Origin of the sequence: Leifsonia sp. NPDC077715 (assembly GCF_040686855.1) — a bacterium.
GTDB lineage: Bacteria > Actinomycetota > Actinomycetes > Actinomycetales > Microbacteriaceae > Leifsonia.
Genome location: NZ_JBFBOG010000002.1, coordinates 1147499 through 1164279, shown reverse-complemented (window position 1 = coordinate 1164279; position 16781 = coordinate 1147499). Strand labels below are relative to the sequence as shown.

The following is a 16781-nucleotide window of genomic DNA, read 5'->3' as shown; positions in this document are numbered from 1 at the left end:
ATGACCGTCGTGACCAACCACCGCCTCGGCGAGCCCTGCTGGGTCGATTACGCCGCCACGGACGTCCCGCGCGCCCGCGACTTCTACAGCAGCCTGTTTGGCTGGACCGTCGACGAGGCCGGCGAGGAGTACGGCGGCTACATCACCTTCCGCCGGGACGGCCGCGCGGTGGCGGGACTCGGCCCGGTGATGGGCGACGCCGGCGGCGACACCTGGCTCACGTACCTCCTGGTCGAGGATGCGGAGACCGCCGAGAAGGCGGCGCTGCGGGCCGGGGCACAGGTGATCGCCCCGACGATGACCGTCGGCGACCAGGGTCGCCTCGCCGTGATCGCCGACCCGGGCGGCGCGGTCGTCGGACTGTGGGACCCGGAGCAGCACCGCGGCTACGAGCTCGTCGCCGAGGTCGGCGGCCTCTCCTGGCACGAGCTGTACGCGCGTTCGTACGCCGCCCAGGTCGACTTCTACACGCGCGTCTTCGGCTGGAAGACCCAGGTGCTGAGCGACACGGCCGACTTCCGCTACTCGACCTTCGGCGACCCCGCGTCACCGAGCGGCGGCGTCTTCGACGCGAACGGGATGCTCCCGGAGGGCGTGCCCTCTCACTGGGTGGTCTACTTCGGCGTGGCGGACGCGGCTGCCGCCTCCCAGCGCGTCGTCGAGCTGGGTGGGACCGTCATCCGCGACCCCTGGGACAGCGAGTTCGGTCGCTTCGCGCAGGCGACCGACCCGCTCGGCGGGCTGTTCTTCCTCCACGAGGTCGGCTCGGGCAGCGCCGCGTAGCGCGCCCGGCCGCCGCGCTCAGTGCGCGGTCGCCTGGAAGGACCGGATGCGCAGCAGCACCTCGGTGCGCAGCGTCTCGGGCGCCGTCTCCTTGCACGCCCGCTGCACCACCTCGGTGAGCACGACGTTCAGGTGCGCCTCGTCGGAGCATCCGGCGCAGTTCGCCAGGTGCTCGCGCACGTCGGCAGCATCCTCGCTGCACAGTTCGTTGCGCAGGTACTCCTCGAGCTCGGCCTTCGCCTTCTCGCAGCCGCAGTCGGTCATTTCTTGCTCCTGGTGGTCTGCACGGCGCGACCCTCCTGGACGGCGGAGAGTCCGCGCTCGTGCGCGTAGTCGGTCAGAAGCTCCCGGAGCATGCGACGGCCGCGGTGCAGGCGGCTCATCACGGTGCCGATCGGGGTCTTCATGATGTCGGCGATCTCCTGGTAGGAGAACCCCTCGACATCGGCGAGGTACACGGCCAGCCGGAAGTCCTCCGGGATGGCCTGCAGCGCGTCCTTGACGGCGCTGTCCGGCAGGTGGTCGATCGCTTCGGCCTCGGCCGAACGGCTCGAGGACGAGGACATGGATTCCGCGCCCCCCAGCTGCCAGTCCTCGAGCTCGTCGATCGTCCCCTGGTAGGGCTCGCGCTGCTTCTTGCGGTACGTGTTGATGAACGTGTTGGTGAGGATGCGGTACAGCCAGGCCTTCAAGTTGGTGCCCTGCTGGAACTGGTTGAAGGCCGCATACGCCTTCACGAACGTCTCCTGCACGAGGTCCTGCGCGTCGGACGGATTCCGGGTCATCCGCAGCGCAGCCGCGTACAGCTGGTCCATGAAGGGCAGGGCCTGCTCCTCGAAGAGGTGGCCCTGGTCCTCGGTGGTCTCGGTGCTCATCACCGGCCAGTCTAGTTCCGTCGCCCGCACAGCGACGCGGGGAGCGTCGAGGAGAGCGGTGGCGGTCACGGACTGATCCTTTCTTGGGCGATCCCGGATAATCTGGACAACAATGCTGATCTCGAAATATTCCGCTCCCGATTTCGACCCCTACGGCGACAACCGCACGGAGGAGCCGAACACGCTGTGGCCCGCCCCCGTCGCGGGCGGTCCGGTGTCCGCGACCGTGTCCCTCCCCGGGTCCAAGTCGCTGACGGCGCGGGAGCTGGTGCTCGCGGCGCTGGCGGACGGCCCGTCGCTGCTCCGCTCCCCGCTGCACTCGCGCGACAGCGCCAACATGGTCGAGGCGCTGCGTGCCCTCGGGGTCGGCATCGAGGAGCAGGAGGGCGCCGGCGAGTTCGGCGCGGACCTGCTCGTCACGCCGGCCGAGGAACTGCTCGGCAGCACGACCATCGAGTGCGGCCAGGCGGGCACGGTCATGCGGTTCGTCCCCCCGATCGCCGGGCTCGCGCTCGGCCCGACGATGTTCGACGCCGACGACTCCGCCCGTGGCCGTCCGATGGGCGCGATCATCGCCGCGCTCCGTGCCCTCGGCGTGGATGTGAACGACGATGGCCGCGGCTCCCTCCCCTTCACCGTGCACGGCACCGGCCGCGTGGCGGGCGGCGCCGTGGAGGTGGATGCGTCCAGCTCCAGCCAGTTCGTCAGCGCCCTGCTGCTGTCGGCGAGCCGCTTCGAGAACGGTCTCGAGCTGACCCACTCCGGCGAGCGCCTGCCGAGCCTCCCCCACATCGAGATGACCATCGCGGCCCTCGCGCAGCGCGGCGTGACGGTCGAGTCGCCGTCGACCGGGCGCTGGATCGTCGCCCCGGGGTCCATCGCGGCCCGCGACGTCGACATCGAGCCGGACCTGTCCAACGCCGCTCCGTTCCTGGCAGCGGCGGTGGTGACCGGCGGCACCGTCACGATCACCGGCTGGCCCTCCTCCACCACCCAGGTGGGCGCCGACCTCGCCGACCTGCTGCCCCTTTTCGGCGCGACCGTGACGCGCGACGGCGACCGGCTCACCGTGATAGGCCCCGAGCGTCCGAACGGCGTCACCCTCGACCTGACGACCGGCGGCGAGCTCGCGCCGGCCCTCGTGGCGATCGCCGCGCTGGCCGACGGCCCGAGCGAGATCACCGGGATTGGACACATCCGCCACCACGAGACGGACCGGCTCGCGGCCCTGGCCGCCGAGATCAACGGCCTCGGCGGCGCGGTGACCGAGCTCGAGGACGGCCTGCGCATCGAGCCGCGCCCGCTCCACGGCGGCGTCTGGCGCAGCTACGAGGACCACCGCATGGCGACCGCGGGCGCGATCGTCGGCCTGGTCGTCGAGGGCGTCGAGATCGAGAACGTCGCCACCACCGCCAAGACCCTGCCGCAGTTCACCCAGCTGTGGGCCCGGATGCTCGGCGGCGGCCTCTAGATGTCGTGGTGGGCGGATGACGACGAGGACGACGAGGACGACCTCTACGACGAGTCCAGCGTCCGCACCCGGCCGAACCCCAAGGGCAACCGCCCCCGCACCAAGACGCGGCCCGAGCACGCCGACGCCGAGATCGCCCGCGTGCTGGGCGTCGACCGCGGCCGGTACACGGTGCTGCTGGATGAGGACACGCCCGACGAACGCCAGGTGACCGCTGCGCGCGCGAGCGAGTTGCGCCGGAATCCGATCGTGACCGGCGACCGCGTGGCCGTCGTCGGCGACACCACCGGCGAGGAGGGGACGCTCGCGCGTATCGTCCGGATCGAGCCGCGCACGACCCTGCTGCGGCGGAGCGCCGACGACACGGACGAGGTCGAGCGCGTCATCGTCGCCAACGCCGACCAGATGCTGATCGTCGTCGCCGCCGCGAATCCCGAGCCGCGCACCCGCCTGGTCGACCGCTACCTCGTGGCCGCCTACGACGCGGGCATCGAGCCGATGCTCTGCGTCACGAAGACCGACCTCGCCGACCCGGAACCCTTCCTGCAGAACTTCGCCGGTCTCGACCTGCCGGTGTTCACCAGCCGGCAGGACAGCATCCCCGTGCACGACATCGCCGCCGCCCTGGTCGGTCACGACACCGTCGTGGTCGGGCACTCGGGGGTCGGCAAGTCGACCCTGGTGAACGCCCTCGTGCCGGGCGCCCGGCGCGCGACCGGGCACGTCAACGAGGTGACCGGGCGTGGGCGCCACACGTCCTCGTCCACGGTGTCGCTGCGGGTAGAGGACGGCTCCGGGCACCACGGCTGGGTCATCGACACCCCGGGCGTGCGGTCGTTCGGCCTCGGGCACGTGAACACCGACAGCATCCTGAAGGCGTTCACCGACCTGGCCGCGATCGCCGAGGACTGCCCGCGGGGCTGCACGCACCTTCCGGACGCCCCCGACTGCGCCATCATCGAGGCGGTCCAGGAGGGCCGGCTCGGTGAGGCGGGGCGTGCACGGCTCGACTCGCTGCAGCGGCTGCTGGCGACGTTCGCGCGCTGACCGCGACTGCCTCCCGCGCGGTGATTCGCTGACAGAATGGAGGCATGACGGATGTGCGACTCCAAGCGGGCGAGCAGGCTCCCGCATTCACGCTGACCGACCAGGACGGTTCGGAGGTCTCGCTCGGCGACTTCGCCGGGAAGAACGTGATCGTGTACTTCTACCCGGCCGCGATGACGCCGGGCTGCACGACGGAGGCCTGCGATTTCCGCGACAACCTCAACTCGCTGAAGTCGGCCGGGTACCAGGTGATCGGCATCTCGAAGGATGCCCCTGCGCGCAACAAGGAGTTCCAGGAGCAGGAGGGCCTGAACTTCCCGCTGCTGTCGGACCAGGACCTCGCGGTGCACAAGGAGTACGGCGCCTACGGCGAGAAGAAGCTGTACGGCAAGACGGTGGAGGGCGTCATCCGCTCGACCTTCGTCGTCGACCCCGACGGGTCCCTCCGTCTACCGCTGTACAACGTGAAGGCGACCGGCCACGTGGCGTCGCTGCGCAAGAAGCTCAAGATCGACGCGTGATCGGCCCTGCGCTGTCTAGTGACTAGACAGGCAACCGAGGCACGGACGCCAGCAGGCGCTGTGTGTACGGGTCGCGCGGCGCTCCGAGAACGGTTCGCGTCTCACCCTGCTCCACGACGCGGCCGCCTTGCAGCACCACGGTCTCGGCGCAGAGCGACGCGACGACACCGAGGTCGTGCGACACCATGACGACGGTCAGCTCTTCGCGCGCGGCGAGTTCGCCGAGCAGGTCGATGATCTGGATGCGCGTCGTCACGTCGAGGGCGCTGACGGGCTCATCGGCCAGCAGCACGCGGGGGCGGGACACGATCGCCCGCGCGATCGCGATGCGCTGCCGCTGGCCGCCGGAGAACTCGTGCGGGTAGCGCCGGGCGGCGTCGGAGGGGAGCGCGACCTCCTCGAGCGCCTGGGCCACGCGATCGCGGGCGTCGGCGCCGCTCGCGATGCCGAGCGAGGCCAGGGGCTCGCCGACGATCCGCCCGACGCTCTGCCGGGGATCGAGCGAGGAGTACGGATCCTGGAACACCGGCTGCACCGTGCGTCGGAAGCGCCTGAGCTGCTGCCGGTCACGCGGATCGAGCGGTTCCCCGTCGAAGAGCACGGCGCCGCTCGTCGGCCGGGTGAGCCCGAGCAGCAGCGACAGCGCCGTGGTCTTCCCGGCGCCGGACTCCCCCACCAGACCGAGGCTCCGACCGGGCTCGACCGTGAACGAGACGCCGTCCAGCGCGGGCGCGGCGGCGCGGCGGTACCGGAACCCGGCATCGCGGAGTTCGAGGATGGCCGTCATCGCACCTCCAGCGCGGCGTCGAGCTCGCGGGCACTGCGGACGAGCTCGGCCGTGTACGGGTGCGTCGGCGCGGAGAGAAGTCGGTCGAGCGGCCCCTCCTCGACCATACGGCCGCCGCGCAGGACGATCGCGCGCTGCGCCATCCGGGACACGACGGCGAGATCGTGGCTGACGAAGAGCAGCGCCATGCCGCGCTCGGCCACGAGCCGTTCGAGCAGGGAGAGGACGTCGGCCTGCACCGTCACATCGAGAGCGGTGGTCGGTTCATCGGCGATGAGCAGCTGCGGCCGGCACGCGAGCGCGGCGGCGATCGCGACGCGCTGCCGCTGTCCGCCGGAGATCTCCCACGAGTAGGCCCGAGCGATGCGCTCGGGTCCCGGCAGCCCCACCTCGGCCAGCGCGTCGAGCACGGCCCGGTCGAGGGCTTCGCCGCGCAGTCCGAGGTGCCGGCGCAGGGGTTCGGCGACCTGGCGCCCGAGGCGCATGAGCGGATCGAGCGCGGTCAGCGGTTCCTGGAACACGGTGGACGCGACGCGGCCGCGCAGCGGCACCAGGTCGCGCTCGCGAGCGCCGACGACCTGCACACCGTCGAGCAGCACGCTGCCCGACGCCGTCAGTCCTTCGGGGAGCAGCCCGGTCAGCGCGAACGACGTGAGGGACTTGCCCGATCCCGACTCGCCGATCAGGCTCAGCCGTTCACCGGCCCGCAGACCGAACGACACGTCGCTCACGAGCGGTACGCCGTCACGCGTCGCGACGGACAGCCCGCGCACCTCCAGCAGAGCCTCGTGCCCGCTCATCGCGACCTCCTCCGCGTCGGGTCGGCGACATCCCGCAGCCCGTCGGCCACGAGGTTGACCCCGATCACCAGGATCACGAGCGCCACGCCCGGCGCGATCGCGCCGACCGGCGCCGTCGAGACGGTGCCCTGCGCCTCTTGCAGCATGCGTCCCCACGACGCGTTCGGAGGCGGCGCGCCGAGTCCCAGGTACGACAGGCTCGCCTCGGCGAGGACGGCGACACCGAACTGCAGCGCGAGGCTGACACTGAGGGTCGGCCAGATGTTCGGCAGGATGTGCCGGGCGATGATCCCCCACCACGACGTGCCGGACGTGCGCGCCGCCGTGACGTACTGCTGCGCGAGGACGCGCTTGGCCAGCACACGCGTCAGCCGCGCCACCACCGCCGACATGGCCAGGCCGATCGCGACGATCGCCGTGCCGAGCGAGGCGCCCTGAGCCGCGACGATGAGCATCGCGAGCAGCAGCGTCGGGAACGCGATCAGGATGTCGAGGACCGCCGAGAGCGTGTCGTCCACCCACTTGGTCGCGAAGGCCGCGAGCAGGCCGAGCGTGATGCCGACGACGGCGCCGATCGCGACCGAGCCGAGCCCGACGGCGAGCGCGATGCGCGCGCCGATCAGGAGCTGGGTCAGCAGGTCTCGGCCGAAGCGGTCCGTTCCGAGCCAGTGGGCACCGCTCGGCTGCTCGAGCCGGGTTCCGGAGGTGTCGGACTGCGCGTACGGCAGCCAGGCGAACGAGACGACGGCGACGATGACCACCAGCCCGACCAGTGTGAGTCCGATGCCGAGGCTCACCGAGCGCCGGACGCGACGCCGTGGCCGGCCCGCCGGCTCCGGCGCGGCCGCCTCGGTCGCCTGCTCCACGATCGCGCTCATGCGTTCCCCGAGATGCTGCGGCGCAGCCGCGGGTCGACCAGGCGCTGCGCGATGTCGGCGAGGAAACCGACGATCAGGACCAACAGCGTGGACACGAACAGGATGCCCTGGATGTTCGGGTAGTCGTGCTGCTCGATCGCCTTGAGCAGCATGCTCCCGAGCCCGGGAAGGGTGAAGACGCTCTCGACGACCACCGCGCCGAGGAACGTCGTCGCCAGCTCGATGCCGAGCACCGAGATGACCGGCACGGCGCCATTGCGCACGCCATGACGCCACATCGCCCGGGAGAAGCCCGACCCGAGGGCGCGGGCGTTGCGCAGGTAGTCGCTGCCGATCACATCCAGCGTCGCACTGCGCACATACCGGGAGATGGACGCGCTCATCACGATCGCGATCGTGACCACCGGCAGGGCGAGCGAGGTGAGCGCGGCCGACGGATCCTCCCAGTCGTCCCGCGGGAACCCGCCCGATGGGAACCACCCCAGGGTGATGGCGAACACATCCACCAGCAGGATGCCGACCCAGAACACCGGCACGGCGATGCCCAGCTGCGAGAACGCGGACAGCGCCACCCCGTACCAGCGGTCGGCCTTCCACGCGGCGACGAAGCCGATCGGCAGAGCGAGCACGAGGGCGAGCGCGAACGAGAGGAGCGTGAGCGGCACCGTCACCGACAGCCGTGCGGCGATCTCGGGCCCGACCGGCAGCGAGCTGATGAACGACTCCCCCAGGTTGAGCGTCAGGAGGCTGCCGAACCACGAGAAGAACTGCTGCAGCAGCGGCTGATCGCTGCCGACCTGACGCTGCGCGGCCGCGATCTGCTCCTTGGTGGCGCCGACCGACAGCAGCGCGTTGGACGGGTCGCCCGGCAGCACCCGGAGCAGGAAGAAGAGCACCACCATGGCCAGCAGCAACGACACCACGAGGAACGCGGTGCGGCGGACGAGGTAGAGAGCCATGGTGCCCTTTAACTTTAGAGGCTCAGTAGAGTAGATGCTCGGGGAGCCGGCCGACCGGCTCCCCGAGCATCTGTGGATAACGCGGAGTGGTTACTTCTTGACGATGTCGTAGGCGAAGAACTGCGAGTTCAGTCCGTTCACCGGGTAGCCGGTGACGTTGCTGTCGGCCACGACGATCTGCGGGTAGAGGTACAGCCAGGCGCTGGCCGCATCCTTCGCGATCTGCTCGTTGACCTGCTTCAGCTTCGCCGTCTGCTCCGCCGTGGTGGTGGCCTGCTCGGCCTCGTCCACCCACTTCGTCACCTGCGGGTTGTCGTAGCCCCAGTAGAAGTCGGGGTTGCCGTACCAGACGACGTCGCGGTCGTTGACGTGCTCCTGCAGGGTCGCCGTGAAGTCGTGGTTCTTGAACACCTTGGTGTACCACTCGTCGGCCGAGATGGAGTTGATGTTCACCGTGATGCCGACCTTGGCGAGCTCGCTCTTCAGGAACTCCGCCACCGCGGGGTGCGGGTCGTAGGTCGGGGTGTCCAGGGTGAAGGTGAAGCCGTTCGCGAAACCGGCCTCGGCCAGCTCCTTTTTGGCCAGGTTGACGTCGTACGGGTTCACCTTCGTGAGGTCTTCGTACCAGGGGTCGCTCGGCGGGACCATCGAGCCGATCAGGGTGCCGTAGTCGCCCCAGATGGAGTTCAGCAGCTTCTTGGTGTCGATGGCGGAGTAGACCGCCTTGCGCACCTCGGTGTTGTTGAACGGCGCGACCTTGTCGTTGAACGCCAAGAGCTCCTTGGTCGTCGACTTGCCGTCGGAGATCGTGTAGTCCTTGTTGTCCTTGAAGGTGCTCAGCGCGTCCGGGCTCTGGATGCTCGTCACGATGTCGACCTGCTTGGTCGTCAGGGCGTTGGACAGGGCGGACGCGTCGGTGAAGTAGTCGAACTCCACCTCCTTGTTCTTGGCCTTGTCGCCCCAATAGCCGCTCCAGCGCTCGAGGCTGAGCGAGCTGCCGCGCTTCCAGGTGCCCAGCGTGTAGGGGCCGGTGCCGTCCTCTGCGGTCTTGTAGTTCTTCGTGCCGGGGCCGTAGATCCACACGTAGCTGAGGTTGTAGGGCAGCGAGATCGAGCGCGACTTCAGCGTGATCTTCACCGTCTTGTCGTCGGGCGTCGCGATGTCGGAGATGACCGCGAGCTGCGACTTGCGGGCCGACTGCGAGTCCTCGGCGGTGACGCGCTCGATGCTGCGCTTCACGTCAGCACTGGTGAGCGCCTTGCCGGAGTGGAACTTCACGCGGTCGCGCAGCGTGAACGTGTAGGTCAGGCCGTCCTCGCTGGTCGTGTACGTGGTCGCGAGCAGCGGCTCGACCTTGCCGTCGTCGGTGAGCTTGAAGAGGCCCTCGTAGACGTTGCCGTTGAGCGCCTCGGTGACGCCCTGGCCACCGCCGGCGGTGTTGTCGAGGTTGACCGGCTCGTAGAGCGAGCCGATCGCGATGGAGGCGTCGCCGCCGCCCGAGGAGGACGACGAGCCGCCCGCGCAGCCGGCCAGCGCCAGGGCGGCGGTGACACCGACGGCGAGCGTCGCGAACAGGGTGGACTTTCTCACGGGTTCTCCAGTGCTGTGGGGGGGTGAAGGGGTCGTGCGTGGGGCGGGTCAGTGCTGGAAGGCGGCGTCGAAGGCGACGCGCTTCTCCCCTGCGGTGACCGCGACGGGGAAGCGGTTGTTGCGCGGCGGGAGCGGACAGTTGTACTGGTCCGAGAAACCGCACGGCGGGACGAACGCCCGGTTGAAGTCGAGGACGGCGCGGTCGCCGTCGAGCTCGACGAACAGGAAGCGTCCGGAGGCGTAGGTGCCATCGTCGCCCTCGGCCCCGTTGCTCGGGTCGCCGAAGACGAGGAGCAGGATGCCGCCGTCATCGAAGGCGCTCAGCGTGTACTCGACGCCGTCGTGCTCGAAGCGGATGTCGCCCGGGACGACGAGGTCGCGGGTGAGGCCGTTGTCCCGGATGTGCTCGAAGGGGATGGTGCGCTCGTCGGAGACGGGCGTGAAGGTCGCCTCGATGACCCAGCTCGGGTCGAACGGGAAGACGTCGATCCCCTGGAAGGCGCGCACGGCCGGAGAAGCTGCATCCCAGAGGCGGATGCCGCGCTCGGCCTCGCCGGTCTCCAGGCTGGTTCGGCTGAGCTCGGTCGCCGTCACGGTGTCCGGATGCCCGGCGCGCGCCTCCTCGAGGGTGGTCTCGTCGCCGGCGGGGAGCCAGCGGGTCTCGATCAGCGCAAGGTTGCCGGTGGGTGCGGTGACGCCGCGGAGACGGCTCTCGCGCCAGGCGTCCCAGCCCGCGCGGGCGCTGTCGACGGTCTCAGGGGAAGCGGAGGTCTGTGTGGAGATATCGGTCACGATGTCGGACATAACCATCCGAGTCTGCGACTTCTTCCCGATTCGGCCTATTCGTGTTGCTCCGTGTTGCGGGCGGTGGCGCGCACGACCGCCGGGGTGATCGCGAGGACGCCGGCGACGACGGCCGGCACGAGAAGCGCCCAGCCGAGGTCGGGACGCGCGAACAGGCCCTGGAAGCATCCCACCGCGACCGCCAGCTGGAGGATCTGGATGGTCAGCGCCGACGCGCGTGCCCAGCCCTGGCGACGGAGCAGCCCGACGAACGTGAGAATCGCCCAGGCCGCGGCCAGGAAGCCGAGGACCGTGATCGCGACCGCGGACGGGTACGACTCCGGCCGCTGGGTGAGCAGTTCGACCAGCAGCCAGACGGCCAGGCCGGTGACCAGCAGGGCCTCCAGCCCGACGATCACGGCGAGCACCAGGAGCAGCGCGGGGCGGGCCGGCGCGGCGGGCCCGGGGGCGTTCTGAGGGTCGGGCACTATAGCATCCTGACGTTTCCGGCTCGTGTTCTCAGCGTTATCCCATACAAAACTATTGATTCGGGATAAGCGCTATGGGAGCATATTCAGCGGTCGAGTTAACGCTCACAGGGTCGTGGGCAGGTCTGATTCCCCACGGATCTATGCACCCTGAAGCTCGACTGCTTACCTGCATTCTATGGTCCCGTCGGGCCAGAGACCCCAGTAAACAAGGAGCACATCTTCATGGATTGGCGCGACAAAGCCGCCTGCCTCACCGCAGACCCCGAACTCTTCTTCCCGGTGGGCAACACCGGGCCCGCGGTGGACCAGATCGACAAGGCCAAGGCGGTCTGCGCGCGTTGCACCGTGACCGAGATCTGCCTGCAGTACGCCCTCGAGACCGGTCAGGACTCGGGCGTCTGGGGCGGTCTCTCCGAGGACGAGCGCCGCGCCCTCAAGCGCCGCGCCGCCCGGGCCCGCCGCGCCTCCTGAGGCCGGCTCCACAGCACCACACCGTCGGCGCGGACCCGAATTCCGCGCGTACGACACCGCCGAGGCGGCGCTCACACACCTAGCACCGAGCGCCCCTCGGCTTTTCTGTGCCCGGCGACGCCCGGACGGCGTCAGAGCTTGGTGAGGTAGCGCAGCGGGACCTCGATCGTGACCTCGGTGCCCTGCCCCATCAGCGTGTGCCAGTCGATCGCTCCTCCGAGCTCGCCCTGGATCAGCGTCCGGACGATCTGGGTGCCCAGTCCCGAGCCCACCTTGCCCTCGGGGAGCCCGGAGCCGTTGTCGACCACCTTCACCGTGAGCGAGTCGTCCGACCGCTTGGCGATGATCTCGACCTGGCCCTCCCGGCCGGCGAGCCCGTGCTCGACCGCGTTGGTGACGAGCTCGGTGAGCGCCAGCGCGAGCGGGGTGGCGTACTCCGACGGCAGCTGCCCGAACTTTCCCGTCTTCTTGGGGTGGACGGTCGTGGTGTGGCTGGCCGCGACCTCGGCCACGAGCAGCAGCACCCGGTCGAACACGTCGTCGAAATCGACGATCTGCGCGAGGCCAGTTGACAGAGTGTCGTGCACCACCGCGATGGCGGCGACGCGGCGCATCGCCTGACTCAGGGCCTCGCGCGCCTCCTCCGAGTGCGTGCGTCGCGCCTGGATGCGCAGCAGCGACGCCACGGTCTGGAGGTTGTTCTTGACGCGGTGGTGGATCTCGCGGATCGTCGCGTCCTTCGTGATGAGCTCGCGCTCCTGGTGGCGCTGCTCGGAGACGTCGCGGCACAGGACGATCGCGCCGACGCGCTCCCCGCGGTTGCGGATGGGGATGGCTCGCAGCGACACAGTGACGCCGCGCGCCTCGATGTCGGTGCGCCACGGGGCCCGGCCGGTGACGACGAGCGGCAGCGACTCGTCGGTCGTGATCGTGCCGGTCAGCAGGCCGGTGGTCACCGCTGCCAGGGACTCGCCCTCGAGCTCGTCGGTGAAGCCCATGCGGTTGAACGCGCTGAGCGCGTTCGGGCTGGCGAAGGTCGTGATGCCGTCGACATCCAGGCGGATGAGGCCGTCCGCCGCGCGCGGCGCGCCGCGGCGCGGGGCGGCCGGAGCACCGAGGTCGGGGAAGTCACCCGTCGCGATCATGTTGAACAGGTCGTTGGCGCACTCGTTGAAGGTGAGCTCCTGGCGGCTCGGCGTGCGGGCCTCGCTCAGGTTGGTGTGGCGCGTGATGACCGCCACGGGCTCGTCCGCGGTCTCGGGCGAGTGGACGGAGAGCCGCCGGATGACGGGGACGGCGCGCACGCGGGTGGGCGTCTCCTCGAACCAGTCCGGCGCCGACGTGTCGATGATCTGCTTGGACGAGTAGGCGTCGGTGACCTGCTGCCGCCACTCGGGCTTGATGCGCTGGCCGACGAAGTCGCGGTAGAACAGCGTCGCCGCGGACGACGGACGCGCGTGCGCGACGGCCACGAAGTCGTCGTCGGCCGTGGGGACCCAGAGGACGATGTCGGCGAAGGCGAGGTCGGCGAGCAGCTGCCAGTCACCCACCAGCCCGTGCAGCCACTCGACATCGGCCTCCGAGGAGCGGCCGTGGGCATGGACGAGATCACTGAGCGTCGACACCACCCCATCCTAAGCGGCGTCCGCTGACCGCTCCTCGCGGTTCTCCACAGGGCACATATGCCCTGGACCGCAGCACACTCGCCTGCTTGAGTGAGGCATCGGACATATCACAGGTCCAGTAGAACATGGACCACCGACACTCGTAATTGGAAGACTCATGCACCACCTCGCACTCGCCCCTGCCCTCGCCCCCACGATGACCCTGGTGGGCCCGGAGACCCCCACGCGGCAGACCGTGCCGCCGATGCGGGCCTGGGACCTCAGCGACCCCGATCCCGGCACGCTGTGCTCCAACCTCGCCCGTTGCGTGATCGAAATCCTCGCCGGGGCCAGGCCTCTCGACCAGATCAGCCCCTGGGTGAGCGACGCCGTGTACGTCCACCTGCTGCGCCGGACCGTGCTGGCGGCGAGAGCCCGCGCCCTGTCTACGGAGGACGCGCTGCGACCCCGCATGCGCATCGGCGACCCGCGCCTGAGCCGGCCGTCGGACGGGGTGGTGGAGGCGGTGGTGCTGGTGCACCAGCAGGGCCGCTCACGCGCCGTCGCCATGCGCCTCGAACGGCACCGTGCGCGGTGGCGGGCGACCACGATCAACGTGCTGTGAGCCGGAGAACGGCCGGAACGACGAACGGCGGCCCCGAGAGGCCGCCGTCGTCGTTCGTGCGTCGGTGAGGCGCGGGCTCAGCGCTTCTTGGCCTGGGCGCGCCGCTCGGCGCGGTTGGAGGGCGCGTCGTCGGACGACTCCTCCACCCGCTGCCCGAAGGCGCCGCGCTGCGTCGCCCCCTGCGCCTGGGCCGCGGGCGCGGCCTGCTGCTGCTGGGCTCGCTGCGCTCGGGCCGTCGCGGCCTGCTCGACCTGGCCGCGCTGGTTGCGCACCTCGACACCGCCCTGCTCGGCCGGCGCGGAGTAGCTGAGCGCCGTGTCGCCTTCGCCGCGGGTGAGGCCCTTCGCGGCGACCGCCGGCTGCTCCACCTCGCCGGGTGCCTGGTTGACCTCGACCTCCAGGTTGAACAGGAAGCCGATGGTCTCCTCGCGGATCGCGCCCATCATCTGCTGGAACATCGCGAAGCCCTCGCGCTGGTACTCGACCAGCGGGTCGCGCTGCGCCATGGCGCGCAGGCCGATGCCGTCCTTGAGGTAGTCCATCTCGTAGAGGTGATCGCGCCAGCGGCGGTCGATCACCGACAGCACCACGCGACGCTCCAGCTCGCGCATCGCCGGTGATCCCAGCGACTCCTCGCGGCGCTGGTAGGCGATCTTCGCGTCCGAAAGGATCTCGCGGCGCATGAAGTCGCGGTTGATCCGCCCCTTGTTGCCCGCCTCCGCGATGACCTCGTCGATGCTGACGCTGACCGGGTAGAGCGTCTTGAGCTCGGCCCACAGCGCGTCGAAGTCCCAGTCGTCTCCACTGCCCTCGCCGGTGTGCTGGTCGAGGATGTCGTCGATGACGTCGGTGAGGAACTGCTGCACGCGCTCGTGAAGGTCGTCGCCCTCGAGGATGTGGCGGCGGTCGCTGTAGATCGCCTCGCGCTGCCGGTTCAGGACGTCGTCGTACTTGAGGACGTTCTTGCGGATCTCGGCGTTGCGCGCCTCGACCTGCGACTGGGCGCTGCGGATGGCTCGGCTGACGACCTTGGACTCGATGGCCATGTCGTCGGGGACGCTGCTCCGGCCCATCAGGCTCTCCGCGGCGCCCGCGTTGAACAGACGCATCAGGTCGTCGGTCAGCGACAGGTAGAAGCGGCTCTCGCCCGGGTCTCCCTGACGGCCGGAACGTCCGCGCAGCTGGTTGTCGATGCGGCGGGACTCGTGGCGCTCGGTGCCGAGCACGTAAAGGCCACCCGCCTCGATGACCTTCTCGGCCTCTTCGGCCACCTGCGCCTTGACGTTCTCGAAGACCTCTTCCCACGCGGCCTCGTACTCGTCGGGCGTCTCGACCGGCGACAGACCGCGTGCGTTCATCTCGGCGACCGCGATGAACTCGGAGTTCCCGCCGAGCATGATGTCCGTTCCACGGCCGGCCATGTTGGTGGCCACGGTGACCGCGCCGAGGCGGCCCGCCTGGGCGACGATCGCCGCTTCGCGCGCGTGGTTCTTCGCGTTCAGCACCTCGTGGCGCACGCCCTTCTTGGCGAGAAGGCGCGACAGGTACTCGCTTTTCTCGACCGAGGTTGTGCCGACGAGGACCGGCTGGCCCTTCTCGTGCCGCTTGACGATGTCCTCGACGACCTGGTCGAACTTCGCCTTCTCGTTCTTGTAGACGAGGTCGGACTGGTCGATGCGCTGCATCGGCTTGTTCGTCGGGATCGGGACGACGCCGAGCTTGTAGGTGCTCATGAACTCGGCCGCCTCGGTCTCGGCGGTACCGGTCATGCCGGAGAGCTTCTTGTAGAGGCGGAAGTAGTTCTGCAGCGTCACGGTGGCGAGGGTCTGGTTCTCGGCCTTGACCTCGACGCCCTCCTTCGCCTCGATCGCCTGGTGGATGCCCTCGTTGTAGCGGCGGCCGACCAGGATGCGGCCGGTGTGCTCGTCGACGATCAGGACCTCGCCGTTCATCACGACGTAGTCCTTGTCGCGCTTGAACAGGGCGTTGGCCTTGATCGCGTTGTTGAGGAACGAGATGAGCGGGGTGTTCGCCGACTCGTAGAGGTTGTCGATGCCGAGGTAGTCCTCGACCTTCTCGATGCCGGGCTCGAGCACGCCGACGGTGCGCTTCTTCTCGTCCACCTCGTAGTCGACCTCGGGGGTGAGGCGCTTCGCGAGGTTCGCGAACTCGTTGAACCAGCGGTTCGCCTCGCCGGAGGACGGGCCCGAGATGATGAGCGGCGTGCGGGCCTCGTCGATGAGGATCGAGTCGACCTCGTCGACGATCGCGAAGAAGTGGCCGCGCTGCACCATGTCGCTCGCCTGCCACGCCATGTTGTCGCGCAGGTAGTCGAAGCCGAACTCGTTGTTCGTACCGTAGGTGATGTCGGCCGCGTACATCTCGCGGCGCTCCTCCGGCGTCTGGCCGGCGAGGATCACACCGGTCGACATGCCCAGGGCGCGGAAGACGCGTCCCATGAGCTCGGACTGGTAGCTGGCCAGGTAGTCGTTGACCGTGACGACGTGGACGCCGCGGCTCGCGATCGCGTTCAGGTAGGCCGCGGTCGTCGCGACCAGGGTCTTGCCCTCACCGGTCTTCATCTCGGCGATGTTGCCGAGGTGAAGGGCGGCTCCGCCCATGATCTGCACGTCGAAGTGCCGCATCCCGAGCGTGCGCTTGGCCGCTTCGCGGACCGCCGCGAACGCCTCCGGCAGGAGGTCGTCGAGCGATTCGCCGTTGCCGTAGCGCTCGCGCAGTTCGACCGTCTCGTGCGCGAGTTCTTCGTCGGTGAGTTCGCTGAAGTCGTCTTCGAGGGCGTTGACCGCTTTCGCGTACGCCTCCAGCCGACGGAGGGTCCGGCCCTCGCCGACACGAAGGACCTTTTCAAGAACTGAGGCCACTGATGCACTCCACTTTTGCTCGGTTCGGGCCGATGGCCCGGCGCCCCGGCGGGCGCGCGCCGGACGGCAGACTCCGCCGACGCTAGGGACATGCTACTTGTTCAGCCCTCGCGTTCGGCAGGCGATGCCTGGGAGCAGCCTGGATAGGCGCCGATGGCGCCCCATGGCGCCGATGGCGACCGCCGCCCGGGCGGCCGCCATCGGCACAGGGCCG

Annotated in this window: 17 protein-coding genes; 6 read left to right on the top strand and 11 right to left on the bottom strand. The window is 69.6% G+C overall.

Annotation, left to right across the window (positions count from 1 at the left end; translation table 11 throughout):
• Complete coding sequence (locus AB0P25_RS12600; protein ID WP_363807747.1) at positions 1 to 783, top strand: VOC family protein; 783 nt, start codon at positions 1 to 3, stop codon at positions 781 to 783.
• 18 nt (positions 784 to 801) lie between these two features.
• Here the strand turns inward: AB0P25_RS12600 and AB0P25_RS12595 are convergent, their stop codons facing one another.
• Together AB0P25_RS12595 and AB0P25_RS12590 are read right to left on the bottom strand one after the other, a co-directional pair.
• Entirely contained in the window at positions 802 to 1047 is a 246-nt protein-coding gene (locus AB0P25_RS12595) for a zf-HC2 domain-containing protein (protein ID WP_363807745.1), read from the bottom strand.
• A complete protein-coding gene (locus AB0P25_RS12590) occupies positions 1044 to 1658 on the bottom strand; it encodes a sigma-70 family RNA polymerase sigma factor (RefSeq protein WP_363808056.1) in 615 nt (204 codons plus the stop codon). Before AB0P25_RS12590 ends, AB0P25_RS12595 begins: the two co-directional genes overlap by 4 nt.
• Positions 1659 to 1770: 112 nt before the next feature.
• Between AB0P25_RS12590 and aroA the strand changes: the two genes are divergently transcribed.
• The 3 genes from aroA to bcp are packed head-to-tail and all read left to right on the top strand — an operon-like array spanning position 1771 to position 4697.
• The gene (gene aroA, locus AB0P25_RS12585) at positions 1771 to 3129 is read left to right on the top strand and encodes a 3-phosphoshikimate 1-carboxyvinyltransferase (protein ID WP_363807744.1); all 1359 of its coding nucleotides are present in this window, start codon (positions 1771 to 1773) and stop codon (positions 3127 to 3129) included.
• Positions 3130 to 4176, top strand: a complete 1047-nt coding sequence (gene rsgA / locus AB0P25_RS12580; protein ID WP_363807742.1) for a ribosome small subunit-dependent GTPase A — start codon at positions 3130 to 3132, stop codon at positions 4174 to 4176.
• Positions 4177 to 4220: 44 nt separating this feature from the next.
• Positions 4221 to 4697, top strand: coding sequence for a thioredoxin-dependent thiol peroxidase (bcp, locus tag AB0P25_RS12575; protein WP_363807740.1), 477 nt, complete (start codon positions 4221 to 4223; stop codon positions 4695 to 4697).
• A gap of 22 nt (positions 4698 to 4719) precedes the next feature.
• Here the strand turns inward: bcp and AB0P25_RS12570 are convergent, their stop codons facing one another.
• From AB0P25_RS12570 to AB0P25_RS12540, 7 genes are all read right to left on the bottom strand, one after another.
• Positions 4720 to 5484: an ATP-binding cassette domain-containing protein gene (locus AB0P25_RS12570; RefSeq protein ID WP_363807739.1), complete on the bottom strand. Its 765-nt coding sequence runs from the start codon at positions 5482 to 5484 to the stop codon at positions 4720 to 4722.
• Positions 5481 to 6284, bottom strand: a complete 804-nt coding sequence (locus AB0P25_RS12565) for an ABC transporter ATP-binding protein (protein ID WP_363807738.1) — start codon at positions 6282 to 6284, stop codon at positions 5481 to 5483. Before AB0P25_RS12565 ends, AB0P25_RS12570 begins: the two co-directional genes overlap by 4 nt.
• A complete protein-coding gene (locus AB0P25_RS12560) occupies positions 6281 to 7162 on the bottom strand; it encodes an ABC transporter permease (RefSeq protein ID WP_363807737.1) in 882 nt (293 codons plus the stop codon). The genes AB0P25_RS12565 and AB0P25_RS12560 overlap by 4 nt, the downstream gene beginning before the upstream one ends.
• Positions 7159 to 8121: an ABC transporter permease gene (locus AB0P25_RS12555; protein ID WP_363807736.1), complete on the bottom strand. Its 963-nt coding sequence runs from the start codon at positions 8119 to 8121 to the stop codon at positions 7159 to 7161. The genes AB0P25_RS12560 and AB0P25_RS12555 overlap by 4 nt, the downstream gene beginning before the upstream one ends.
• Before the next feature lie 90 nt (positions 8122 to 8211).
• Positions 8212 to 9711 (bottom strand): ABC transporter substrate-binding protein, encoded by a 1500-nt coding sequence (locus AB0P25_RS12550; protein WP_363807735.1) that lies wholly within the window; start codon positions 9709 to 9711, stop codon positions 8212 to 8214.
• A gap of 48 nt (positions 9712 to 9759) precedes the next feature.
• Positions 9760 to 10515: a DUF1684 domain-containing protein gene (locus AB0P25_RS12545; RefSeq protein WP_363807733.1), complete on the bottom strand. Its 756-nt coding sequence runs from the start codon at positions 10513 to 10515 to the stop codon at positions 9760 to 9762.
• Positions 10516 to 10550: 35 nt separating this feature from the next.
• On the bottom strand, positions 10551 to 10982 hold the full coding sequence (locus AB0P25_RS12540) for a hypothetical protein (protein ID WP_363807732.1): 432 nt from the start codon (positions 10980 to 10982) through the stop codon (positions 10551 to 10553).
• A gap of 225 nt (positions 10983 to 11207) precedes the next feature.
• Here AB0P25_RS12540 and AB0P25_RS12535 point away from each other — a divergent pair, with 225 nt between their 5' ends.
• Complete coding sequence (locus AB0P25_RS12535) at positions 11208 to 11456, top strand: WhiB family transcriptional regulator (RefSeq protein ID WP_018190103.1); 249 nt, start codon at positions 11208 to 11210, stop codon at positions 11454 to 11456.
• A 131-nt stretch (positions 11457 to 11587) separates the two neighbouring features.
• On the opposite strand, the gene AB0P25_RS12530 is transcribed toward AB0P25_RS12535, so the two are convergent.
• Positions 11588 to 13081 carry a histidine kinase N-terminal domain-containing protein gene (locus AB0P25_RS12530; protein ID WP_363807730.1) on the bottom strand — a complete coding sequence of 498 codons (1494 nt, stop codon included), beginning with the start codon at positions 13079 to 13081 and terminating at the stop codon, positions 11588 to 11590.
• A gap of 157 nt (positions 13082 to 13238) precedes the next feature.
• Here AB0P25_RS12530 and AB0P25_RS12525 point away from each other — a divergent pair, with 157 nt between their 5' ends.
• The gene (locus AB0P25_RS12525) at positions 13239 to 13685 is read left to right on the top strand and encodes an Rv3235 family protein (protein WP_363807728.1); all 447 of its coding nucleotides are present in this window, start codon (positions 13239 to 13241) and stop codon (positions 13683 to 13685) included.
• A gap of 77 nt (positions 13686 to 13762) precedes the next feature.
• Here AB0P25_RS12525 and secA read toward each other — a convergent pair whose 3' ends face one another.
• Positions 13763 to 16567, bottom strand: coding sequence for a preprotein translocase subunit SecA (secA, locus tag AB0P25_RS12520; protein ID WP_363807727.1), 2805 nt, complete (start codon positions 16565 to 16567; stop codon positions 13763 to 13765).
• Between the last annotated feature and the right edge of the window lie 214 nt (positions 16568 to 16781).